Raw genomic sequence first — 25,036 nt, forward strand, 5'->3', positions numbered from 1 at the left:
CAGGTTGCGGTGCATATTGCTTAATTTTATGTAAAAATATAAGGCAACACGCTATTGCTTGTTTTTAATGATATCCTCAAGCAACCGCAGTACCAAACCTAATAGGTTTATTTAAAGCGTCGTTTGCGTCTAGCTGACACTGCCTTACGTTTGCGCTTTTCCAACGGAGTTTCAAAGTGACGATGATACTTAACGTCAGCTAATATACCAGCTTTAGAGACCTGGCGTTTAAACCGACGCAAAGCTGAATCTATACCTTCATTTTCTCCTAGAACCACTTGGGTCATTCTGGCGTTGTCCTCAAAATCAATAGTTTCCATTGTAATATTAGCTTCAAACTTAGCCAAACTTGCCTATGTACAAGGCTGGAACGGAGGCGGTTATGTTCCATGAAGAAAAGGGACTAGGGGCTAGAGGCTAGGAACTAGGAGGTAGAGTGTGTATTTCACCCAAATCCATAGTGATATACTTCTGAAGTAATGCACTCTCAATTAAAAAGTAGATTTAAATACTATAATTTCTATTTATTTTAAAAGTTAATTCTGCCCTCATTTAATAATTTGTATCCTGCTGTAAATGCTGTGAAAGCAACACAGAAACTCCACAAGCTAGTTGGCTTTAAAATAACTCCTCCACTTATGAAAACTAGCACTATGCCAATACCTAATAAAAACCATCCCAAGTTACCAGTTTGTCTGTGAAAAAAGAGTAATGTAAATATACCAGCCATAACTGCTAAAACTGAGCCAGTAGCAGGTAAACTGCGATAAAAGTATGAATAGTAACCGCTAACAAAGATGATGTTTTGACCAAAAAAATATAAACCTGCAAAAAGCAAAATTAAACCTATGAGTTTAATTAACAACCTACCCATAAAATATTTTTATTTTTAGTTTCAGCATGATTATACTTGAAGTTGAAAAAATGTCACTAAACATTTTGTATTTTTTGATATTTTTGCTTAATTAAAGTTCAGTATATTTACTGAATTAATTCTAAGATTATTAAAGATGTTAAAGCCAGAGAGCATGAGCGAAATTAAAATAAATCAAGTCAGGCTATCCTATTAGAGGTAGCAATATTTAACCGACTATACAAATTTGTATATGCATAGAATATACCACTCTAGCCCCTAGCCTCTAGGGCGTGTTTTCAAACTCGAACTGTAGAACTGTAGGTTGGGTTGACGTAAGGAAACCCAACAAAGCAACGTAAATGTTGGGTTGCGCTATCTCAACCCAACCTACTAGCCCCTAGCCCCTAGTCCCTAGTTCCTAGCCTCTTTTCCACCGAGAAGCGCTACGATTGAGAATCGAGAACAATAGAAAGAGCTAATTGATAAATTTGACGACGGGGAAGGGAAGTTAATTTTGCTAATTGACGGCTAGCTTGCGATCGCGATATACCTTGACTGATTAGTTGTTGCAGTTCGGCTTTGAGTTGTGCTTCTGTAAGTTGAGGTTTGCTTGATGAAGTTCCCGCTACTACAAGGGTATATTCACCTTGAGGATCACGTTGATTATGATGGGCGATCGCCTCAGCAATTGTTCCCCGCCAAAATTCCTCGTACAATTTAGTTAATTCTCTTGCTAACACAATTTGGCGATCGCTTCCCCAAATTTCTGCTAAATCTTGCAAAGTTTCTCTGAGACGGTGCGGCGATTCATAAAAAATCAATGTCCGCGGTTCTGCTTGCAGAGATTCTAAATGTTCTCGTCTTTGTTGAGTTTTCGCTGATAGAAAACCTTCAAAGACAAACTTATCTGTTGGTAATCCCGCAGCACTCAAAGCCGTAATTGCTGCACTAGCACCAGGAATCGGAACCACTGTTATCCCAGCTGCAATGCAAGCTTTCACTAATTCATAACCAGGATCAGAAATGCTGGGGATTCCTGCGTCACTAACTAAGGCGATCGCTTTATCGTTAATTAAATGCTCTAATAATTCTGGGATACGACTACTACGATTATGTTCGTGGTAACTCACCTGGGGCGTTTTCACTTGAAAATGTTGTAGGAGTTTTCCTGTATGGCGGGTATCTTCTGCTGCAATCATATCCACTGTTTGCAAAATTCGCACCGCCCGAAAGGTCATATCTTCCAGGTTGCCAATTGGTGTACCGACAACGTAAAGTGTTCCTGGTTTGGGATCGGTCTGCATGAGTGAGGGATAGGGATTACAATTCTTGCGCTGATGCTATGAACACAACTGACAACTGACAAATGACAAATCCTAAATCTTTTCGGGGATTATTTGTAGGTCTAATAACCTTAGATTTAATTTACCTTGCTGATTCTACTCCTAAAAATAATCAAAAGATTGTCGCTAATGACTATACTGTAGCCGCAGGTGGTCCAGCGACAAATGCATCTGTGACTTTTAGTCATTTAAGAAATCAAGCCCAAATTTTAGGTGTAGTGGGTTCTCACCCGATGACGCAGTTAATTCGAGGCGATTTGAATAAATACAAAGTTGCGATCGCAGATCTTGAACCTAGTACTAGCTTACCACCGCCTGTTTCTTCGATAATTGTTACCCAAACTACGGGCGAACGGGCTGTAATTTCAATTAATGCTGTCAAAACTCAAGCCAGCAGCACATCTATCCCATCAGATATTTTGCAAGATGTCGATATTATCCTGATTGATGGACATCAAATGATGATTAGTTGTTACCTAGCCCAAATGGCTAAAGCTAAAAATATCCCGTTAGTTATTGATGGGGGTAGCTGGAAACCAGGATTTGAGCAAGTTTTACCTTTTGTTGATTACGCCGTTTGTTCTGCTAATTTTTATCCCCCCAACTGTCATACTGGTGAAGAGGTTTTGGCATATCTCCAAACATTTAAAATTCCCCACATCGCGATTACCCACGGAGAAAAACCAATTACTTATGTGAATGACGGTAAAACTGGTGCTGTGGATGTGCCAATCATTCAGGCAATTGATACACTGGGGGCTGGAGATGTTTTCCACGGTGCTTTTTGTCATTACATTTTACAAGGAAATTTTATTGAGGCGCTGACACAAGCAGCTGATATCGCCGCTGATTCTTGTCAATTTTTTGGTACGCGCCGCTGGCTGGATTAGTTAAGTTAAGTAAGGCTGAATTAATGAAAGACCTACAAGAAATATTAGCGATCGCCCGTGCAGTTGGTTGGGGTGCAGCAGATATACTGCGATCGTATTACCACGGAACTATAAAAGACTCTGATTTAGAGGTGCAATATAAACAAAATGAGCCTGTGACTGTGGCGGATATTGCTGTCAGTCAATACATTTTAGAGAATTTACAAGCAGCTTTAGGCAACGAAGATTTTGCTTATATTAGTGAAGAAACTTACGAGTCACAAAGTAAGTTAGCCTCTAATTATGTGTGGATCATTGACCCTTTAGATGGTACAAAAGACTTTATTAAAAAAACTGGTGAGTATGCAATTCACATCGCTTTAGTCAAGGAAAGACGACCAGTATTAGCTGTAGTAGTAGTACCTGAAGCTGAAAAGTTGTATTACGCTACTAAAGGTGGTGGTACATTTAGAGAAACTCGTAATGGCTCTATTCCCGTACAAGTTTCATCAGGTAAACGTATTGAAGATTTAACTTTAGTTGTTAGTCGCTCTCATCGTCACGAAAAGTTAAATTATTTACTCCAAAATCTACCTTGTCAAAATCAAAAATCTGTTGGTAGTGTAGGCTGCAAAATTGCCACTATTGTTGAACAACAAGCTGATATTTATATTTCTCTTTCTGGCAAATCTGCCCCCAAAGACTGGGATATAGCTGCCCCTGAACTGATTTTAACGGAAGCTGGTGGTAAATTTACTTATTTTGACGGCACACCATTACAGTACAACACTGGTGATATTAATCAGTGGGGTGGTTTGCTTGCCAGTAGCAGTGAATATCATGAAATACTATGTCAACAAGCGCGGGATGTACTAGCACATAGTAACCCAAGTAGCTAGTTATTGATTCAGGCGATCGCTTTGTGCAATAAAATTCCCTCCAGAGATAAAAAACAAAGGGGAACATGTTACATCACTGAACTGACTTACCCAAAGACGAGGGTTTTTGGCTTCGAGAACAGCATCCACGCTTATTTCATTGTGCCTGTTCTGTTGATTTATTTGGGATTAGTTCCTTTCTCCTGGCGATTTTATATCCTGATTTTGGCTGCTGTGGCTATTTTAGCGATCGCCCAACTGTATCAATTCTCTGCTAAAGAACTGGGAATTACAAAACAAAACTTCAGCAGTTCTTTCAGTGCGATCGCTATTTTAGTCGGGTTGGTGTAAGTCTCAAGAAAATGTTAACTACAAACGACTACTTTGCTGTTTGACAAAGGCGGAAATTGAGGGCTGGGTGTGAGATAATGTAGGTCTAAAAGGTAGTTACACTTATTTTAACCATCTACAAGAATTACCAAGCAGCGACAGTTCAGTATGGCCAAAGATATTTTTCACAATGCTGTTAAAACTGCGCTGCAAAAAGACGGTTGGATGATCACCCACGACCCTTACCAATTACGCTACGGTCTTGTCGATGTCTATATTGACCTAGCAGCAGAACCCGCAATCGCAGCGGAGAAAGAAGGACGTAAAATAGCAGTAGAAGTAAAAAGCTTTGCTGGTGGATCGACCATTTCTGAGTTTCATACGGCGTTGGGTCAGTTCCTCAACTACCAAGCTGCTCTAGAAGTTTCTGATGAGCCAGAACGTATTCTCTATCTCGCTGTACCCACAGATACTTATCAAACCTTCCTCCGTTTTGAACCAGCTAAAACAGTCATTAAAAAATACCAAGTAAGATTAATTAACTATAATCCTGTTTGGGAGGTCATAGAACAATGGATCGAATAAAGGAGTATCGGCGAATTGTCTGTGATTTTTTACAAGAATTTGCTACTAATGATGTGCAAGCGCAATTAATTTTTGATCCAGTGCGCGATCACTATTTAGTCATGCACAATGAGTGGCGAAATGAATACCGCATTTATGGATGTGCGATGCAGCTAGATATTATCGAGGGAAAAATTTGGATTCAGCACAACAGCACTGAAATTTTCATCGATCAAGAACTAATTCAGCGCGGGGTTGATCGCAAAGATATTATTCTAGGTTTTCGTTCTCCCAGCGTCCGTAAACTTCTGGCTGCAAACATAGGAATCAGCAACCAAGAGCAGAACCACGCACGTCCTATCTCTTAATTATCCCGATGACTTACTCATTATCTTTGGTAAATCACCGCAAGCATTAAAAGCAAAACTGACATTTTTGTTTACAGTCAGCTATTTGAACTATACCGACTATCCCTTGGTAAAGCCGTCGTCTTTTGCAACACAGGGTGACTCTCAATACGGTTCGGATAAGCTCTTGAAGCATAGAGGAAAGGAAGTCGTTGTCTGGTATTATTCTCCCCCTACCTCTCTTCTTCCCCTGCTACCCCTGCTTGCCTCAACAAATCAGTTTGTTAACCGAACAGTATTGGGGTGACTCTCATATTTATATGTATTGAGCCTGTAGTGCGATCTGTGAAGGAGAAGAGAAGCCATAGCTATTTTAGTCGTGTTAGTGTAAGCCTCAAGAAAAATTTTTTGAGTCTTTTGCAGCACGGTGTAAATCTTAAACGTATAAAGATTGTGAAGGATAGGAAATGAAATTGCAAAGATAAGTCAGAATGTCTGGCGCTATCAGTGTTACTTCTGCAATTATACTTACAACCATCGGCTATCTCAGTCACGAAAAGCTACCATTATCAAGATATATTCGTATGAAATTCATTGTTGGGTTATCAAGTCTGGCTCTATTTTCACTTTCTAGCGTTGCTCCATCTCTAGCGGCAAGTCAATTGGTCAGTCGCTCGACCGAGTCATCTTTGTCGAGTCAATCTTTACCCAGTGCAGCAAAAACTATCCAGGTGGCTGATTTATTCAATTCTGTCAACAGAGTACTCAATACAGTAGAGCGTGAGAAAAAGCGAGCAGAACAGCGAACCAATAGAGAAAGAGCAAGGCAAGAACGTCTCAAACGGCAAGAAAATGCTGCAAGAATAAGACAGGAACGTATGGAAGCGTATCAAAAACAACAACAAGAACGTGCGGCAGCAGCAGCAGCTAGACGTGAACAAGAACGGAAGTACTTTGAAAGTCTCACTCCAGAACAACAAAAGGAATATATTGCTCGACAACGTGCTAGAGATGAAGCAGCAGCAACACTGTTTATAAACTTATTGGGGGCAACAATGGGTTCCGGGAATCCAACAGTGTCACCAAGCTCCAATGTTAACCAAGAATGGATCGTAGAAGATCGCAATAACAGCCGACCAGCACCTCAGCCCGCTCCTGCACCTGTTACACCAATTGGTGGTAATAGTGGTCTTCATGGAGAATGTCATTATGTTGGTTGTTAGCGAAGTGTAGCTTTTTGAAAGTTTGATAGCCATTGAATCATTTTTATAAATCTTTTAATGGCTGTCAAAATTACTTTTGCTCATCTCTAGTAGAAGACATTAACAATAACTGTAGGACTCAGCAATAAGAAACACTTCGACCTGCAAACAGGATAGTTTTGAGCCAGGATTATTTGCAACTAAAGTAGTCATTTTGCACCAATTGGTGACATATACTTAAAGCAGACTGTTATGATATGATTACCACAAATAAAATCCTGAAAATTATTGAGTACTTCAGCCTGATTTTCAAAGTAAAAACTCTTAGGCGATCGCTATTTGTCCTAAATTTGCATTTTAAGATAAGTAGTATAAGCCTTTTGTCGGCAGACTTGATTATCTGCCCCAAAAGTTTTATCTTTGAAGACTACTCCGTATGAGGAGATGTTACCAGGCTGTGCTATACTCTTGCATATAAGGATTATTTTCGGTTGAGTAGCTCGTTTTGATTTCTAAAAACCGTCTCTCCGAATTTAACTCTCTCCACTCTCTGAAATTCGGAGACATTTTTATTTATGTCAATTTATGTCGGGAATTTATCCTATCAGGTCACAGAAGAAGACCTGAAAAGCGCTTTCGCTGAGTATGGAACAGTTAATCGAGTTCAGCTACCTACCGACCGGGAAACCGGACGGCCTCGCGGATTCGCTTTTGTAGAAATGGAAACCGACGCTCAAGAAATAGCTGCTATTGAAGCACTTGATGGTGCTGAGTGGATGGGGCGTGATTTAAAAGTCAACAAGGCGAAACCTCGTGAAGAAAGAAGTTCGTCTCCTCGTGGCAGCTGGGGCGGAAATAATGCTCGTCGTGGCGGTGGTAATCGCTACTAAGTTTTTAACCGAAATAATTTAACATCTAGAGTCTCCAGCAGATAAAGCCAAAGGCTCAATCTTGCTGGAATATTTTTTTGCCTCTAGTTTTCAAATGTTCACCGAATATGGAGAAAAACAAGAATGACACAAGTAGTTTTGGGGGAGAATGAAGGTATTGAGTCAGCTTTACGAAGATTTAAGCGGGAAGTTTCTAAAGCCGGAATTTTCCAAGATATGAGAAAAAAACGTCACTTTGAAACACCATTAGAAAAAGAGAAGCGTAAAGCAGTTGCTAGGCACAAACAAAGTCGTAGAAACCGTTCTCGCTTCAGATAACACCTCAAAGGTGATTTGCTCTTCGACTTACAAGAAATATTGGGAAGTTTGAAAGCGCTTCAATAACAGCCAGAAAATTTAAATTTTCTGGCTGTTATATTTTGGTTTTCATATCTAAAGTTTTGCCCCTGGCGACTGTTCGAGTTCTGTCAAAGAGATTGTGGTAGTGACCCATGCTACGAAGCGGTCTATTTTGACTAAGGTTGGGACGGTCTACTACTTGCCTCAATATACAAGGGAAGGGGTTGGGGTTAGGTTCCGTCAAACTCACGTTAAAATAATAATAAAGAGACGCGTCATGACACATCTCTACAAATTATCAAATCTACTGAATCAAGGTTAGTTGATACTAAATAAACGATCTAAGAAATCAATCTTTACCGCCAAATTTATAAGCCCTTTATTTGTGCCTACATCTTTTATTTCCGCATTATTCAGCGCCACAATATAAGGCTGACTACCAATCGAAGCAATAATTGGCCCACCAGAAGAACCCCCAGCAGTGTCACAATCATGAAATAATACATTTTGCTGCTCATTAACAATACTACATCCAAATTGATATGAAGCAGTCTGACCCTGACCAGCACTAAGGAACTCATAGCCTTTTTTGTTGGGGTTAGGAAAATCACCAGAATAACCAACAAAAAAGAGTTGTTTTTGATTTTTCAAAAAACTGGCAATAGGTAGAGATTGCCATCCTAAATAACCATACTTACGTCCTAAGGGTTTGTTAATTTCCATTACCGCCCAATCGTTAATTTGATTTGTAACTTCATTCCCTGTAAAGTCTGTACCGTAAACCACTCGCTTTACTAAAGCTATATCTCTACGACTTGGGACTACTCCATTAATCACATTGGGCAAAAATTCAATTGTTCTACTTAATTGATGGGTTTTCTCGTCAATAACGCAGTGAGAATTTGTCAAAACCACACTTTCACCAATTAAAGTTCCCGTGCAATGGTAGCGTTTTTCATCATTTGTTGTTCCTTGTACCCGCCCAATAGTTGACCAAGGATATTCTCTACTAATCATCGGGATACGGTCATCCCAACCAATAGTACCCCGGTCTTCATCATAAGGTTTTTCAGATTGATTTATCCCCGCAGGTTTGAACGGCTTGCCATTTCCTGATAATTGCAATTTACTAGCTTCTGGGAATTTAATAAACTCTGGTGCTTGCGTTGCTTGGGCTTGCACAGATACCCAACCACCTAAAGTCGTGAAACTCAAAATGCCAGCGAGGAAGCAAGCGAAAAAGATAGACAAAGATTGCTTGTAGATAGGCTTTTTAGTCATTGTTCAAACTTCTTTAGTAATACTATGAGATTTTTTTAATGCCTCACGCACAGACGCATACTTCGACTGCGCTCAGTAAGCAAAGGCGCAGAGAGTTAGGAAGAGTTTATGTGTTTAGTAGGCATAATCTTGTTGAAAAACTTCTATTTAATTAGGATTTATGCACTAGTGACGAAAACTAAGCTTTTGCGATTACTTCGCTTTGCTCGTAATGACGTAAAATCATAATAGGCGCGTAAGTTTTGTCAATTACGAATTACGTTAGCGCAGCGTTAGCGACGCAGGAGCGTCACTTGTACTGAGCGAAGTCAAAGTATTACGAATTATTCCCACTCTCCCTGCATGGTAAAAGCAGCCCAATAACGGGGATTTCGCCATTGTTGTTGTTGCCATAATTTCAATTGCGCTTCTCTTAAAGCCACAGCAGGTGTTTTACCTTGTTGTAAAATTTGTTGATATAATTCTTGCATTAATAATGATGTCGCTTGATCATCAACTTTCCACAAAGAAACAACTATCCGGGCTGACCCTGCATACATTAACCCTCTTGTCAACCCTACTAAGCCTTCTCCTTTCACTTCTTCCCCTAATCCAGTTTCACAGGCGCTAAGTACAACTAACTCGGCGGGAAGGTCGAGGTTAAAAATATCTTCTAGGCGTAAGAAACCTTTTTGAGGTTTGCCTTGTTTATCTACTAGAGATGTAACTATACCTGATAATTCCGGGTTGATATTATCAAAAATGCCGTGAGTGGCAAATAGCAGCAGACGATATTGACTGAGTTGTTCACTGGTGACTAACTTGTAATTAGCATCAAAATCAAAAGCTTGCAGACTCTGTTTAGGTGACACCATCTTTAAAATTGCCTCCGCTTCTTGACGCGTACCTTGGAGTCTATCTAAACCACTACGATTAATATTTTTTAAAGTTCGCTGCAAAGCAGAACGTTCTAGGTCAAGATCTAAAGATGGGGAAGTTTGCGGTGCTTTGCCAGTAACGCGTTGGTCATCGGCACTAAATACGGGGTCAGCCAGAACCGCGAGGGTTTTGGGTGCGGGTTTACGTCCTTTGAGTTGCTGTCTGTGGGTTGCTAGGCTAGTGACAGAAGGAAGAGTGATAATTTCATGATTGACCAAAAGTGGTTGGTAATTAACATCTCTCCCTGCTTGTTGCTTGTTCTGGTCATTCAACACTGCAAAAGGAATCTGATGCAAAATCCCGTCAGCCACAACTACTAAGCGTTTTGTCCCCAACTTGCCAGCTACAGGCGCAAGAATAATTTGACTAAGTTCTTTAGTTGCTTTGGTGGTATCAGCGACAGCTTTAGCTTGTTCTTCTGGGGTTGCACTAGCAATCAGTGGACGTGTTAACTGTTGACGTAAATTTTTTGCGGCTGCTTCTATCTTTTCGCTTTTTGGTAGTTCGTAGGTATCGAGGGAGTTGGGTGTGACTAGCCAGAGATAGCTGCGTTCTCTACCTAAGGAATATTGCAACAAGACTGTGTTTTTATCTAGTTGTTGTTGAATTTGGGGCAATGTCAGAGGTTGAGGATATTTTAGTGCAGCATACTCAGGGTTGGTAGTACGAATTTTGTTTTTTAAATCTTGCTGTTGTTGGAGTAAGTTTGCGATTTGTTGTTTGGTGGTTGTTATTAGTTGGGTTGGTGATTTTTTTTGACTCAATAGTTGTGATAACTGTTTTTCTCTAGCATCAAGTAGCAGATTTAAACGGCGTTCTTCTGCTAAGAGTTTCGGGTCAATATCTTTACGGATATCTAAGTTAGCTTCGGTTAACAGTTCGACTAAACCCCTGGCACGGGAACGTTCGCTAATATTCAATGCTAATGCATCGTAGCCTTTGGATGGGTATTTTTTGTGCAGTTGCATCAGCAGGTCGGTGTAGAACTTGTAGTAATTTTGCACTGAGGCAAAGTAGGAAGTACGCAGTTGTTGGTCAATAATTTTGCTGCGTAAATCTTCAATGATGTCGATGGCAAGTTTAATATGTGTTTGGGCTTGTTGCAGATTGCCCCTGTTACGTTCTAAGAAAGCCAAATTGGAAAGGGTGGTGGCTTCCCCTCCCCTATAACCCACAGCACGGAGTATGGGTAGGGTTTGGTTGTAGTATTTGAGTGCCTCTTGTTTTTCTCCTAATGAGTCGTAAACTAAGCCAATATTGTTGAGGGTGGTGGCTTCTCCTCTCCTGTCCCTCACAGCACGGCCTATGGGTAGAGCTTGGTTGTAGTATTTGAGTGCCTCTTGTTTTTCTCCTAAATCGGAGTAGACACTGCCAATATTGTTGAGGGTGGTGGCTTCTCCTCTCCTGTCCCTCACAGCACGGCGTATGGGTAGAGCTTGGTTGTAGTATTTAAGTGCCTCTTGTTTTTCTCCTAAATCGGAGTAGACTAAGCCAATATTGTTGAGGGTGGTGGCTTCTCCTCTCCTATCCCTCACAGCACGGCGTATGGGTAGAGCTTGGTTGTAGTATTTAAGTGCCTCTTGTTTTTCTCCTAAATCGGAGTAGACTAAGCCAATATTGTTGAGGGTGGTGGCTTCTCCTCTCCTATCCCTCACAGCACGGCGTATGGGTAGAGCTTGGTTGTAGTATTTAAGTGCCTCTTGTTTTTCTCCTAATGAGTCGTAGATACGGCCAATATTGTTGAGGGTGGTGGCTTCTCCTCTCCTATCCCTCACAGCACGGCGTATGGGTAGAGCTTGGTTGTAGTATTTAAGTGCCTCTTGTTTTTCTCCTAAATCGGAGTAGACTAAGCCAATATTGTTGAGGGTGGTGGCTTCTCCTCTCCTATCCCTCACAGCACGGTGTATGGGTAGAGCTTGGTTGTAATATTTAAGTGCCTCTTGTTTTTCTCCTAAATCGGAGTAGACTAAGCCAATATTGTTGAGGGTGGTGGCTTCTCCTCTCCTATCCCTCACAGCACGGCGTATGGGTAGAGCTTGGTTGTAGTATTTAAGTGCCTCTTGTTTTTCTCCTAATGAGGAGTAGACACTGCCAATACTGTTGAGGGTGGTAGCTTCTCCTCTCCTATCCCTCACAGCACGGCGTATGGGTAAAGCTTGGTTGTAGTATTTAAGTGCCTCTTGTTTTTCTCCTAATGAGGAGTAGACACTGCCAATACTGTTGAGGGTGGTAGCTTCTCCTCTCCTATCCCTCACAGCACGGCGTATGGGTAAAGCTTGGTTGTAGTATTTAAGTGCCTCTTGTTTTTCTCCTAATGAGGAGTAGACACTGCCAATACTGTTGAGGGTGGTAGCTTCTCCTCTCCTATCCCTCACAGCACGGCGTATGGGTAGAGCTTGGTTGTAGTATTTAAGTGCCTCTTGTTTTTCTCCTAATGAGTCGTAGATACGACCAATATTGTTGAGAATGGTGGCTTCCCCTTTCCTGTCACTCACAGCACGGAGTATGGGTAAAGCTTGGTTGTAATATTTAAGTGCCTCTTGTTTTTCTCCTAAATCGGAGTAGACACTGCCAATACTGTTGAGGGTGGTGGCTTCTCCTCTCCTGTCCCTCACAGCACGGCGTATGGGTAGAGCTTGGTTGTAATATTTAAGTGCCTCTTGTTTTTCTCCTAAATCGGAGTAGACACTGCCAATACTGTTGAGGGTGGTGGCTTCTCCTCTCCTGTCCCTCACAGCACGGCGTATGGGTAGAACTTGGTTGTAGTATTTAAGTGCCTTTTGTTTTTCTCCTAATGAGTCGTAGATACGGCCAATATTGTTGAGGGTGGTGGCTTCTCCTTTCTTGTCACCCATTGCCCGATATAGGGGTAGGGCTTGGTTGAAGTATTTAAGTGCCTCTTGCTTTTCTCCTAAATCGGAGTATACACGACCAATATTGTTGAGGGTGGTGGCTTCCCTTCCCCTGTCCTCCACTGCCCGGAGTAGGGGTAGGGCTTGGTTGTAGTATTTAAGTGCTTCTTGCTTTTCTCCTAATGAGTCGTAGACACTGCCAATACCAAGAAGGGTAAAGGCTTGCTGTCTTTTATCATCAATTTGCTGCCAAAGTTTTAACGCTTCTTGCCATTTCTCTATTGCCTGTCGCAGTGATTCTGCTGTCCCTTGTTGATAAAGTTTCAACCCCTCTTGTGTCAGTTTGTCAGCAGCGCGAGTGGCATCTTGTTGTGCGTTTCCTTGTTGCTGTGCTATCTGCAACCCTTTATTTCTCGGTGTTGCTCCTACTGACTCTGACAATAAAACCGCACTTAGCAAGAAAATTAAGCTGTGACGGGTAATTTTAAGTAGCAAGTACCAGCAAACTCCCTGGAAATTTGTACTCATGTTCATTTTTCAGTCTCACAACCTCGATTAAGTGATTATTTACAGCCCTATCTTGTTGGCATCAATTCCGCTTATTAGTAAATTATTTAATTGTCGCCAGTAATTTTGCTGAAACTTTATGTTGATTTTACGGGTACTGCCAGCGAACTTATTTGTGGTTGCGGTTTTTGTAACATAACTTTTGTGCTGAATTTTGCCGTTAAGTCTCAAAAAGCTTGTTTATCAAGGACTATAGACAGGACTTACACAAAGAAATGGAAGAATCGAACCGCCAAGGACGCGGAGGACACAAAGTTAAGAGGGTTTTAGAGAGTTATTGCGTAAGTCCTAAGTACTTGAACAGAATTAATTACACAATGTCATTGCGAATGAAGCGAAGCGTAATGAAGCAATCGCAGGGGCTGGGATTGCTACTCTTCGAGAAGCCGCTGACGCGTCTACGCTTTGCTCGCAATGACTGTAAATATTTTTGTCCAACTACTTGTTACAGAAAGTAACTGCTGTATCAATCTATTACTGTTAGCACAGCTTTGGGCAATAATTTATCTTTAAACCAAACAATTCTGGCAGGGACATTGTTTAACTTCACTCCAGCTTTTTCTAAATTTAATCGCTCAGAAATAGCCAAAATCAAATTATCACATCCAGAACGTCGGACTTGAGAGAATTTCTTTTGTAAGTATTCTGGTCGCCAATAACCCACAATTTCTAATAAGAAGCTACGGCCATCGGGATGCACTAACCGAAAATCGGGAATCATCACACTACCAGGAATCGGCAGTAAATCAACTTCTCGCTCTAATGTCCAGTCTGTTTTGAGGGCATCCCATTTATCAGCGAAAGATGCCTCTAGCATACTATCGTAAGGTTTACCTTTAGAATAGTGAGATACTAAACCACATTCGGAATTGAGGGTAAATCTTCCAGTTTTCCAAGTATTTGTATAGACATCACGAGTTTGCAATGTTGCTGAAAGACTCCATTTAGTGACGTGAAGTAAGGCGGGAATTAGTTTAGCGATCGCCAATCCATAACGTGTACTAGGATTAAATAAACTTGTCGGCCCATCCACTGTAATTGTAAATCCGTGGTCGGCATCGCCTTCTATATAAGCCATTAATTGAAACAACTTGAGATAACGAAATAACAGCTTATATTCTCCTGGAACATTGCGATGAGCATTTAAAATTAATTGACTGGCTTTATAAAAAATTCCCTGTACTTGAGATAAGTTATATCGATTTAATATATCTACTGGTGTAGGTGCATTAAAATCTGTCAAAATTTTATTTTCAGTTAAATCAGCATATAATCCATCGCGTACTTGTTCTAATAAAACTTCTCGCTCTAATTCTTGACTTAATTGATCAGCAACTTGAGTGAGAGTAACTTGTGTAGACTCTTTACTAGGAACCGATCTTGCTGCTAAAGTAAACACTCGTTCTCTTAACATTGGTGGTTCTAAAGGACTCACCACCTCAAAAGTACAAAAATTGCTTTTAATAATATAAGCTAATCCCCGCTTCACCCGATAATCTGTAGCATCACCTTCTAAATCTAAAAGTTGACGTTCAAGCACACCTTGAGTCTTACCCATTGCTGCTTGAAAACAATTAATTAACTCTGTCGCCAATGCTTGATTTTTATCATCAATCTTCAGTCTCTTTGGGATGATTTCTTCTCCGTTTTGGCGATGACTCAGTAACTCTGTCGGTAACATCTGAATTTTTTATTTGAGATTTTTTATTTTGGGTTGAATAATTAATTTCTAATTGTTCCGCAGCCTTATCACTCCTTCCCTTTCCCCTTCCATAAACAACCTGCAAATTCCCTGGCTTTTTCCTTTCTCCCCCTGCTTCCCCTGCCTCTCCTGCATCCCCTGCTCCCCCTGCTCCTTCTGCCTCTCCTGCTCCCCCTGCTCTCTTCTCCCCTCTTCGCCGCGCTGAAGTCCTTTCTTCACTCGTATCTTCTGCCACTACTTCATATAAAATCGCTTGCTTATTTTCAATGTTTCCCTTTCTTAAAACCCTTCCCAAACGTTGAATATATTCTCTTGTGGAACCAGTACCAGATAAAATAATCGCTACAGAAGCCGCCGGCACATCAACACCTTCATTCAATACATGAGAAGCAACTAAGGTGTTATATTCACCTTCTCGAAATTTGGTTAATATTTCATGGCGTTCTTTCACCGGAGTTTGATGAGTAATTGCCGGAATTAACAACTGCTGAGAAATGCTGTATACTGTGGCATTATCCGCTGTAAAAATCAAAATTCGGGCAGGAAAATGTTCTGCTAATAAATCAGCTAAAATTCGTAATTTGCCATCAGTACCCAAAGCAATTTCTTTGGCTTCACGATGCGCTAACATAGCTCTACGTCCAGCTTGCGATCGCGCGCTCATTTGCACGAACATTTGCCAACCTTGAATACTCCCCAAAGAAATCTTTGATTGTCGTAAAAAATCATTACGAGTTTGAATTAATTCGTTATATCTTTCTCGCTCTAATTGTGATAACTTTACCTTAATTTGAATAATTTCATGTTCTGCTAAGGCTTTCCCTGCTAAATCTTCGGCACGTTTGCGATATACTTCCGGGCCAATGAGAATATTTAAATCAGCATGTTTGCCATCGGTGCGTTCTGGGGTAGCAGAAAGTCCTAAACGATAGGGTGCGATCGCATATTCAGCAATTACTCGACCGAAATCTGTTGGTAAATGATGACACTCATCAAAAATAATCAAAGCATATAAATTACCCAAAGTTTCCGCATGAATGGCTGCACTGTCGTAAGTTGCCACTAAAATAGCTGTGCGATCCCGTGAACCACCACCTAGCAATCCCACTTCAGCATCGGGAAATGCCGCCTCCAAATGTGCATACCATTGATGCATCAAATCTAAAGTTGGCACAACAATTAACGTAGTGCGTGGTGTTGATTGCATTGCCATCTGGGCTAGATAAGTCTTTCCGGCCGCTGTAGGTAGCACAACTACTCCTTGCCTTCCCGCCAACTTCCAAGCTGCTAACGCCTCACTCTGATGGGGATAAGGTTCCATTTCTAAACTAGGAACCAAATCTACCGGATAAAATTCCTTGGCTTCATCAATAAAGTAAACATCTTCCGCTTGTAATGCTTCTACCAAAGAGCGATATCTAATCGCTGGAATCCGAAATTTTTCAACTCTATCATCCCATGTAGCATAGTCCATCCAAGCTTTACCGCGTGGTGGTGGATGCAAAATTAATGTGCCACGATCAAAGGTTAATGTGGGGGTGCGAGCCATTTTGAATTAGGGAATGGGGCATTGGGCATGGGGCATTGGGCATTGGGCATTGGGCATTGGGAAAAGTCCTTAACTCCTCTGCTTTGAGTACTTTGATTACTAATAACGCAAAAAGGACATGATTTTTCTCTATTACCTATATTCTCAGTTTTCTCGGTGTCTCTGCGGTTTGTTTATTTGCTATCTAATATCAAGCTATTAGTAGTTTTTAAAAGATCAGTATTTGTAGAAAAACAAAGAGGAAATAATTCATGATGAAAAACTAAGAATTATATTTTTTTGAGAAATTAAAAAATAATATGATAGAAAACTTGGGTAATTTTTGATATTAAGTAAGTACAACTTCTAGTCTTTACTACTTTAGATAGATTCACGTCAATTGATGGTTAGGGGTTGATTTCTTGGGTGCAAAATAAGTGTGGAGCGATCGCTTTGTCTAGCTAAGTTTTGGGAATAATTCTTCTAGCTAGCTGCACCAAAGGAGAGAAGCCACATTGAAAGGAATACGCCTCAGGTTCGCACCCTATGCTGTGGCGCTGTTAGCTGTGAGTATTGCATTGCTACTCACACTATTACTACAGCCACTGCTGAACCCAACTGTTTTTCTACTATTTTTTGCTGCCGTAGCAGTTAGCGCTTGGTATGGCGGTATGGAAGTGGGAATATTAGCCATAATTTTATCTACTTTAGCTGTTAACTACTTTTTTATCCAGCCAGTATTTTCCCTTGTAGTTGACCTAAGTAGCTTGGTGCGCTTGACCTTATTTATGTTGGTGACGTTTCTCATGAGTTTACTTACCTCAGAGTTACGTACTGCTAGGCAGCGCCTAGAGGTGAGTACGCAAAAGCAACAAGCAAGCGAAGCCAGGTTTAGGCGGTTGGCAGAGTCTAACGTCATCGGCATAATTGTAGCTGAGATCAACGGGGCAATTGTTGAAGCTAACAACGCTTTTTTAGAGATGGTGGGTTACACGCGGGAGGATATGCTGGCAGGGCGAATGCAATGGCACGAGATGACACCATCAGAATATATAGAAGAAAGTAAGTCAGCAATTGCTAAACTCAAAGCTACAGGAGTATGTACTGCTTTTGAGAAAGAATATATCTGTAAAAATGGTAGCCGTGTTCCTGTCCTCATCGGTTCTGCCTTGTTAGAAAACAATCAGCAGCAAGTTATCAGTTTTGTTTTAAATTTAAGCGATCGCCGACAAATAGAGAATGCTTGGCGTGAAAGCCAGAGTAGATTTCGTGCTTTAGCTGATGCCACTATTGAAGGTGTGATCATCCACGAAAACGGAAAAGTGTTGGATGCCAACCCAGCTGTAGCCAAAATGTTTGGTTATGAACTAAACGAAATCATTGGCATGTCAGCAACAGAATTATTGACACCAGGATCACAAAAAATATTTATAGAAAATTTCCGTTCTAGTGATGACAAGCCTTATGAACTGATTGGGGTCAAGAAAGATGGCACAGTTTTTTTCTTAGAAGTGGTAGGTAAAAACTGTATATACCAAGGTCGTACTGTCAGAGTTGCTACAGGACGCGACATCACAGAACACAAACGCATAGAAGAGGCATTGCGCCAAAGAGAAGATGAGTTGCGACTAATTACAGATGCTGTGCCTGTTTTAATTTCTTATGTTGATACCGAACAACGCTATCGCTTTAATAATAAGGGATATGAAGATTGGCATGGGCTTTGTGCTTGCGAAACTTATGGTAAGCACGTTCAAGAACTTCTAGGTGAGTCAGTTTACCAGTCGATTCTTCCCTATATAGAAATGGTCTTGTCAGGAGAACAAGTCATTTTTGAAACCCAAGTTCCCCATAAAAACGGGAAAATTCGTGATGTCAGCACTACTTACATACCCCAATTTGGTCAACAAGGAACAGTTCAAGGATTTGTAGCTTTAGTCACAGATATTACAAATCACAAGCTAGCGCAAAAAGCTCTCAAAGATAGTGAAGAAAGATTGCGGACACTCACAGAAAAAGTGCGCGTGATTCCTTGGGAGGTAGATGCCACTACAGGTAATTTTACTTATGTAGGGCCACAAACAGTAGAAATTCTCGGTTATCCCTTTACAGATTGGTATGCCGACAATTTCTGGGCTGAACACATGCATCCAGAAGATCAAGAATGGGCAATTGATTATTGCTTAGAAGCTTCACTATCACAAGATAACTACGAATTTGAATACAGAATGTTGGCTGCTGATGGCAGAATTGTCTGGCTGTATGACATTGTGAATGTGGTGCGGAGTGGGAATCAACCGCAGTTACTGCATGGCTTCATGATTGATATTACTGATCGCAAGTTCTCAGAACAAGAACGCGAACAATTGCTAGCCCGCGAACAAGCAGCACGCGCTGAAGCTGAAGCCGCCAACCGCATGAAAGACGAGTTTCTCGCTACACTTTCCCATGAACTCCGTACTCCCCTAAATGCGATGCTGGGTTGGACACATTTACTTAAAAACCGCAAGTTTGATGAAACTACCACAGAAAGGGCTTTAGAGACAATTGATCGCAACACTAAGTCCTTAGCCCAACTCATTGAAGATGTCCTAGATGTTTCACGGATTATTCGCGGTACGCTCCACCTGAATACCCAGCCAGTAGAATTGATCTCAATTGTGCAAGCAGCAATTGATACTGTACGTCCAGCCGCTGACGCTAGAGAAATTCGTATTGAGTGCAAATTTGACCCAACAGTCGGGGTAGTGATGGGTGATGGAAACCGCTTACAACAGGTAGTGTGGAACTTGCTCTCCAATGCTGTCAAGTTCACAGCCAAAGAAGGAATAGTGACTTTGCAATTAGAGCGTATTAATTCCCGTGTACAAATTCGGGTAAGTGATACAGGCGGGGGAATTGCCCCGGAATTTCTGCCCCATGTATTTGAACGCTTTCGCCAAGCCGATAGCTCAACCACGCGATCGCATGGTGGATTAGGATTAGGGCTAGCGATCGTTCGCCACTTGGTAGAATTACACGGTGGAACAGTTTCAGCTGAAAGTCCAGGAATAGGACAGGGAGCAACCTTCATTGTTAATTTGCCGATGAAAGCTGTAGCTATAAATGTCAAACAGCCAGAGCAGCTTGCATCTGTAAATCCAGACTGTGAAGATCCTAATAGTTTGCCGACACTTAATGGCTTGCGAGTGCTTGTCGTAGATGATGAACCAGATGCCCGTCAATTGATCGCGACAGTGCTAGGGCAGTATGGCGCACAAGTCATGGCAGTTGCATCTGCTTTCGAGGCATTACTTGCTGTACCACAATTTCACCCCGATATACTCGTCAGCGATATTGGGATGCCACAAGAAGACGGCTATGCCCTAATTCGTCAACTGCGAACCCTTTCCCAAGAGCAAGGAGGAAGGATTCCCGCAGTCGCACTGACAGCCTACGCCAGGACAGAAGACCGCACACAAGCTTTATTAGCAGGTTTTCAACTTCATGTTCCTAAACCAGTTAACCCCACCGAGTTAGCAGCAGTAGTGGCTAATCTTGCGGGAAGGACTTGATCAGAGGCAGAGGGGCAGGGGGCAGGGTGCAAGGGGGATGAAGAATAAGAGGCAGAGGGGCAGGGGGCAGGGTGCAAGGGGGATGAAGAATAAGAGGCAGAGGGGCAGGGTGCGGGGTGCAGAGGAGATGAAGAGGAATTACCTCTTTCTCCTTGTCTCCCTGCCCCCTGCTCCCCTGCCTCTTCTCCCTGCTCCCCTGCTCCCCTGCCTCTTCTCCCTGCTCCCCTACTCCCCTGCCTCTTCTACCCTCCTGGTATGCGTGTATAAATTCCCTGGCCTTGGGTATCGTAAAGCAACAAGGGTATATTAGCGTTGTCACTAATTACAGATAAGGCTTCCTCTAATACTTGTAAATGATTCGTAGCATCAACTACAGGAGCTGCATTTTGAGGGTCAGCTTCAGAGGAGGAACTTTGTAGTATTTGTTCGTACTCAGGGGTGAGACTCACAGTAATTCCTTTGTCGTTGACGTTAAAGGTGCAAATGCGAATTTCATCAGAACAAGTTTTATTGAGATCGTTACGGGTTTGCTGCAAACTATTAGTAAGTTCTAATTTTTCTTGTGCTTGCTTGAGGGCAGCCGAGTAGGGTTCAATGAGACTCTGAGCCGAACTGTAGTAAAAGCTATCTTGGGAAATCTGTTTAGCAGTCTGGAATGCTTGACCCCAATATACTACCGCCGCTTGCCATTGGTTAAGTTTTTCGTAAGCTCTGGCTTGTTTAGCAGCATTAACAGCTTGTTGGTAGCTTTGAGCAGCTAATTGTTCTTTAGTGGCGCGATCGCGTGCTGTAGCTAATTTCGGTTTGTATTCTAGCAACAGCTTTTGTGCTTCTTGAGCTGCTGGGCTATTGGAAGGAATAACTATTAGGGCATTAACCGCAATTTGCCAAGTGGATTGTACCTTGCGCCAATCATTTAACGATTTAGCATTAGCTTCTCGCTTAATGGCCACACTAGCTACACCTTTAGCTGCTGTTAATTTTTTCAACCATCGTTCTTGGGCTTGCAACTGCTGATTGACAGTTTGCAAACTGAGACGATATTTAAGTAACTTCGGTTGTACCAGCTTATAAAGTTCGCTATTGGGGTTGATCGTCTCTAGTGGTGCGATCGCTTGTCGCCATAAATGTTGTCTGGTCTGCAATTCTTCTAGACTTTGAGCAGGTGTTTGAGTTTTTTGTGCTGCCACAGCTGCCGTTTGCAAAGCTTTTACCACCTGATTAATTTTTGCCGACTGTCCAGACAAGCTTGCTTTTAGTTCTTCTGCTTGTTGATAACGGGATGACCAGCTGGGAATTGCTGCTAAGTCAGCGCTAGTTGTCTCTAGTCGCTTTTGTACTGCGACTAATTCACTTTCTGACTTGGCACGACTTGTTAATTGTCTAGATTCGGTTTTGAGTTTTTGAGCAGCTTGTATTTCTTTGCATTCAGACATCACACAAGGACGAGTGAGTAAATAAGCACCACCGCCTAATACAATAATCCCCACCAAAGCTGCACCCAGGAGAATAGGTTTAATTGGACGTTTTCTGGGAGTAGTCAACAAATCTGGCGTATCTGCCAGAGGGTCAAATAGCTCTTCCTCCTCCTCCTGACTATCTTCGATTAATGGAGAATAAGTCAGAGAAGACGAGGAAGAAGAAAAAGATGAAGACGATGAAGAAAATGAGGACGGTGAGGGAAATAAAAACGATACTTCTTCCCCTGCCTCTCCTGCTCTCCCTATTGCCCTCTGCTTCATCGTCAGGGAATGTTTAGCGTAAGGCAGTTTGTCGCCAAAAACTCTTAAAAAACATTGCACCCGTTGCTCTTTATAAGTTGGTACTGACTGAAGCACTTCTTCCAAAACTGCAAAGATTTGTTGAGTGTCAACAGTGACAGCAACTGGATGTTGAGTTAGAATCATCAACTCATCTTGGTTGACAGCACATTTAATTTGGAAGACTTCGCCAAATGGAACTTCTGCAAGAAATTGTTCTTGCAAGGTTCGGGCTAAAAGCTGTAAATCTTCCTGCTGGACTGCTACTCTCATAGAGCTTTCCCGCTGATCTTCTATATAGTTTTTTGTATTTTCGAGAGAATGAAATGAAGGACTTTTGTTTGCTGAATACAGATGCACAGTTTAACTAACCATAGCCATGAAATCAAAGAGAACAACGTTCTAACACAAATTTTAAGTTTTCACCAAAAATCAAAATAACAATGATTATTCATATTTGTACATTTTTGTAATGCAAGATACTAAACTTGACAATTTTGTCTGAAATAGAAATAAAAAATAAAAAATGGGAATAATAAAAATTTTAGGCACTTTCACAGTTCTGTTGGTGATAACTAAATGTTCAGTAGTTATTACTGTCCACTAGTGAGTTACCGTGTAGTGGTGACACAATTATTTAAAAGTGAGGTAAATAATTAAGATACTAACTAATAAAACAGAAATAAATATATTCGTGACCATTAGTCATAAGGAGTAGAGCGTAGGGCATAGTATAAGAAAACAAAGTTAAATTTAATTATGCCTAATCACTTATTACGATAGATGCTGGTTTTGTTATATGCTGGCAAATTTACAGAGGAGATTAATTCCTGATCATCGAAACAGTAACAATAGTTTGATACCAGAAAATAATTTGCTCCTTTGACCAAATTCGATCAGGTTGAACCGTGAAAAATAAATATTTATAGCTGTCTAAAGCTTAATTTTGTAATTAAGGTGCTGCAAAAAACAGAAAACAGTACCCAAGAAATGCTATGGAAGTTTAACTACAAGGTGCATATCAATGGATTTATTAGAATACCAAGTTAAAGAATGGTTTGCAGAAATAGGTATTCCCGTATTGCCTTCACAACGCATTGACCATCCTACAGATCTAAAGCGTTTGAAAATTCACTATCCAGTTGTACTTAAGTCTCAAGTACATGCAGGAGAAAGAGCTAAAGCTGGCGGGGTCAGGGTTGTAGAAACAACTATCGATGCGATCGCAGCTGCCCAAACCATTTTCAATTTGCCAATTTGGGGTGAGTTACCAGATGTACTACTAGCAGAATCTAAGTACGATGGTCAAGAAGAATTTTACTTAGCGGTAGTTTTAGATACTGCTGTTTGCCGACCAGTATTTTTAGGTTGCAAAGAAGCAGATGTTGATTGGGAATCGGCAGGGGAGAGAATGCAACATATTGTTGTGGAACAAGAATTTTCTCCTTTTTATGCCCGGCAATTGGCTTTAAAAATGGGTTTGCAAGGTCAACTGATGCAGTCAGTAAGTAGTGTTCTAGAGAAGATGTATCAATTGTTTGTGCAAAAAGACTTAGATTTAGTAGAAATTAATCCCTTAGCAATCAGTAATTCTGGCCAAGTCATGGCTCTCAATGGTAAAGTCAGCATCAATGAAAGAGCTTTAGGTCGTCATCCTAAAATTGCTGAGATAGTAGCAAAAATGACCAGTCGTCATAGTAGTAGCCAAATTAATGGCCATCTGAGTAATTGGGATGGTTTAGACATGCACGGTAAAATCGGTATTTTAGGCAATGGCACTGGTTCAATGATGGCAACATTTGATTTAGTTGTCGGTGCTGGCGGTAAGCCTGGGATCTGTCTAAATTTACGTCATGCTTTCCTCACCGATACCTTACCCACTACCTTTTGCGATCGCCTCACAAAAGGGCTAAGTATTTTGGCTGCTGACAAAAGCACTCAGGTAATATTAATTAATCTCCTAGGTAGCATTCCTCAAGCAGAGGAAGTAGCTAAAGTCATTGCTAAATTTGTGCAACACGAAACCAGCGAACTGACATCACAGGTTGTAACCACTAATAGCAATGGCAACAAAAGCCGTCAGCAGTATCACACTCCTCATGTAGTTGTACGTCTTGCTGGTTCTGAGTTTAATATGGCTAAGGATGGTTTAGCTACATTAAAAACTCAGAGTAATGCATTGGTAATGGTGGAAAATTTAGATGAGGCAGTGGCAGAAGCAGTCCGTTTTACCAAACCAGTTGCCGCCAAAAAAAGATCAGCTACCCGATAGCTAGCTCCTAGTCCCTAGTCCCCTTTTAAAACATCGGGTTCCCAAATATACCAAAATATTTTATGAACTTAACGCCAGACAGCAAAGTATTAATCCAAGGCTTTAGTGAATTTATTTCAGCAACTCATATTGCTCAAATGAAAGCTTATGGTACAAATTTAGTTGCTGGTGTCAATCCCGGATCTGGAGGACAGCAACTATACGATCTGCCAATATTCGACTTGGTAGAAGAGGTAGTAGAGCAATTTGGCGCTATTGATACGACAATTATTTGTGTACATCCCTACCAAGTTCTGGATGCCGCACTAGAAGCGATCGCTTCTCATATTCGCCAAATTATCATTATTTCTGCTGGTGTACCGCCTTTAGATATGGTGCAATTACTTCGCAAAGCCGAAGCAGGTGAAACTTTAATAGTAGGGCCTAACAGTCCTGGGATTATCGTACCAGGAAAAATTCTCTTAGGTACTCAGCCAAGCGAATTTTATACACCTGGTTCCGTGGGCATTGTCAGTCGCAGCAGCACCCTAACATACGAAGTTGCTTGGGAATTAACAAAAGCTGGTTTGGGGCAATCGATTAGTGTCAGCATTGGTAGTGATGCGATCGTTGGTTCATCGTTTTTGCAATGGATGCAAATTCTCGATGAAGATGAAACCACAGAGGCGATCGTTTTAGTTGGTCAACCAGGCGGTGATAGTGAAGAAGCGGCAGCACGTTATATTACCGAGGCAATTGATAAACCAGTAGTTGCCTATATTGCAGGTAGACAAGCACCAGCAATTAAAAACTGGCGACAAACAGGGAATTTAGCAACAGTGATAGGACGCGCTCCTAATTTTGGCACAGCCCAAAGTAAATTAGCTGCTTTCCAAGCAGCAGATGTACCTGTCGCTGAACGTCCTTCTCAAATTTCAGAATTGTTAAAAAAGGCGATTCATTAATTTAAAATGGGCGTTGGGCATGGGGCATGGGGCATAGACA

Annotated in this window: 19 protein-coding genes; 11 read left to right on the forward strand and 8 right to left on the reverse strand. The window is 41.4% G+C overall.

The annotated features are described in order from the left end of the window. Positions 1 to 107: 107 nt before the first annotated feature. The 3 genes from rpsU (QI031_RS23375) to rsmI form a co-directional block, all read right to left on the reverse strand. Positions 108 to 287, reverse strand: a complete 180-nt coding sequence (gene rpsU, locus QI031_RS23375; protein ID WP_006277637.1) for a 30S ribosomal protein S21 — start codon at positions 285 to 287, stop codon at positions 108 to 110. A gap of 242 nt (positions 288 to 529) precedes the next feature. Continuing rightward, complete coding sequence (locus tag QI031_RS23380) at positions 530 to 874, reverse strand: hypothetical protein (RefSeq protein WP_281481998.1); 345 nt, start codon at positions 872 to 874, stop codon at positions 530 to 532. 425 nt (positions 875 to 1,299) lie between these two features. Beyond that, positions 1,300 to 2,160, reverse strand: coding sequence for a 16S rRNA (cytidine(1402)-2'-O)-methyltransferase (rsmI, locus tag QI031_RS23385; RefSeq protein ID WP_281481999.1), 861 nt, complete (start codon positions 2,158 to 2,160; stop codon positions 1,300 to 1,302). A gap of 62 nt (positions 2,161 to 2,222) precedes the next feature. Between rsmI and QI031_RS23390 the strand changes: the two genes are divergently transcribed. From QI031_RS23390 to rpsU (QI031_RS23425), 8 genes are all read left to right on the forward strand, one after another. Then, positions 2,223 to 3,089, forward strand: coding sequence for a sugar kinase (locus QI031_RS23390; RefSeq protein WP_281482000.1), 867 nt, complete (start codon positions 2,223 to 2,225; stop codon positions 3,087 to 3,089). Positions 3,090 to 3,112: 23 nt separating this feature from the next. Beyond that, positions 3,113 to 3,967 (forward strand): 3'(2'),5'-bisphosphate nucleotidase CysQ family protein, encoded by an 855-nt coding sequence (locus tag QI031_RS23395; RefSeq protein ID WP_281482001.1) that lies wholly within the window; start codon positions 3,113 to 3,115, stop codon positions 3,965 to 3,967. Positions 3,968 to 4,108: 141 nt separating this feature from the next. Next, the gene (locus tag QI031_RS23400) at positions 4,109 to 4,297 is read left to right on the forward strand and encodes a hypothetical protein (protein WP_281482002.1); all 189 of its coding nucleotides are present in this window, start codon (positions 4,109 to 4,111) and stop codon (positions 4,295 to 4,297) included. 147 nt (positions 4,298 to 4,444) lie between these two features. Continuing rightward, positions 4,445 to 4,861, forward strand: a complete 417-nt coding sequence (locus QI031_RS23405) for a XisH family protein (protein WP_281482003.1) — start codon at positions 4,445 to 4,447, stop codon at positions 4,859 to 4,861. Continuing rightward, positions 4,849 to 5,208: a XisI protein gene (locus tag QI031_RS23410; RefSeq protein WP_281482004.1), complete on the forward strand. Its 360-nt coding sequence runs from the start codon at positions 4,849 to 4,851 to the stop codon at positions 5,206 to 5,208. The genes QI031_RS23405 and QI031_RS23410 overlap by 13 nt, the downstream gene beginning before the upstream one ends. 470 nt (positions 5,209 to 5,678) lie before the next feature. Next, positions 5,679 to 6,410, forward strand: coding sequence for a hypothetical protein (locus QI031_RS23415; protein WP_281482005.1), 732 nt, complete (start codon positions 5,679 to 5,681; stop codon positions 6,408 to 6,410). A 554-nt stretch (positions 6,411 to 6,964) separates the two neighbouring features. Next, positions 6,965 to 7,279 carry an RNA-binding regulator gene (locus tag QI031_RS23420; RefSeq protein ID WP_281482006.1) on the forward strand — a complete coding sequence of 105 codons (315 nt, stop codon included), beginning with the start codon at positions 6,965 to 6,967 and terminating at the stop codon, positions 7,277 to 7,279. 123 nt (positions 7,280 to 7,402) lie between these two features. After that, complete coding sequence (rpsU, locus tag QI031_RS23425; protein WP_214438473.1) at positions 7,403 to 7,597, forward strand: 30S ribosomal protein S21; 195 nt, start codon at positions 7,403 to 7,405, stop codon at positions 7,595 to 7,597. 339 nt (positions 7,598 to 7,936) lie between these two features. Here rpsU (QI031_RS23425) and QI031_RS23430 read toward each other — a convergent pair whose 3' ends face one another. The 4 genes from QI031_RS23430 to QI031_RS23445 all read right to left on the reverse strand — a co-directional run bounded on the left by QI031_RS23430 (position 7,937) and on the right by QI031_RS23445 (position 16,487). After that, on the reverse strand, positions 7,937 to 8,899 hold the full coding sequence (locus QI031_RS23430; protein ID WP_281482007.1) for a trypsin-like serine peptidase: 963 nt from the start codon (positions 8,897 to 8,899) through the stop codon (positions 7,937 to 7,939). Positions 8,900 to 9,222: 323 nt separating this feature from the next. After that, the gene (locus QI031_RS23435; protein ID WP_281482008.1) at positions 9,223 to 13,197 is read right to left on the reverse strand and encodes a CHAT domain-containing tetratricopeptide repeat protein; all 3,975 of its coding nucleotides are present in this window, start codon (positions 13,195 to 13,197) and stop codon (positions 9,223 to 9,225) included. A gap of 505 nt (positions 13,198 to 13,702) precedes the next feature. Beyond that, complete coding sequence (locus QI031_RS23440) at positions 13,703 to 14,917, reverse strand: DUF790 family protein (RefSeq protein WP_281482009.1); 1,215 nt, start codon at positions 14,915 to 14,917, stop codon at positions 13,703 to 13,705. After that, entirely contained in the window at positions 14,847 to 16,487 is a 1,641-nt protein-coding gene (locus tag QI031_RS23445) for a DEAD/DEAH box helicase (protein ID WP_281482010.1), read from the reverse strand. Before QI031_RS23445 ends, QI031_RS23440 begins: the two co-directional genes overlap by 71 nt. 494 nt (positions 16,488 to 16,981) lie before the next feature. Here QI031_RS23445 and QI031_RS23450 point away from each other — a divergent pair, with 494 nt between their 5' ends. After that, positions 16,982 to 20,020 carry a hybrid sensor histidine kinase/response regulator gene (locus QI031_RS23450; RefSeq protein WP_281482011.1) on the forward strand — a complete coding sequence of 1,013 codons (3,039 nt, stop codon included), beginning with the start codon at positions 16,982 to 16,984 and terminating at the stop codon, positions 20,018 to 20,020. A 242-nt stretch (positions 20,021 to 20,262) separates the two neighbouring features. Here the strand turns inward: QI031_RS23450 and QI031_RS23455 are convergent, their stop codons facing one another. Then, positions 20,263 to 22,053 carry an AAA family ATPase gene (locus QI031_RS23455; protein WP_281482012.1) on the reverse strand — a complete coding sequence of 597 codons (1,791 nt, stop codon included), beginning with the start codon at positions 22,051 to 22,053 and terminating at the stop codon, positions 20,263 to 20,265. 751 nt (positions 22,054 to 22,804) lie between these two features. On the opposite strand from QI031_RS23455, the gene QI031_RS23460 reads away from it, so the two are divergent. Both QI031_RS23460 and QI031_RS23465 read left to right on the forward strand, forming a co-directional pair. Continuing rightward, positions 22,805 to 24,052 carry an ATP-grasp domain-containing protein gene (locus QI031_RS23460; RefSeq protein WP_281482013.1) on the forward strand — a complete coding sequence of 416 codons (1,248 nt, stop codon included), beginning with the start codon at positions 22,805 to 22,807 and terminating at the stop codon, positions 24,050 to 24,052. A gap of 62 nt (positions 24,053 to 24,114) precedes the next feature. After that, complete coding sequence (locus tag QI031_RS23465) at positions 24,115 to 24,996, forward strand: succinate--CoA ligase subunit alpha (RefSeq protein WP_281482014.1); 882 nt, start codon at positions 24,115 to 24,117, stop codon at positions 24,994 to 24,996. Positions 24,997 to 25,036: the final 40 nt, after the last annotated feature.

This window comes from Halotia branconii CENA392 (genome assembly GCF_029953635.1).
Lineage (GTDB): Bacteria > Cyanobacteriota > Cyanobacteriia > Cyanobacteriales > Nostocaceae > Halotia > Halotia branconii.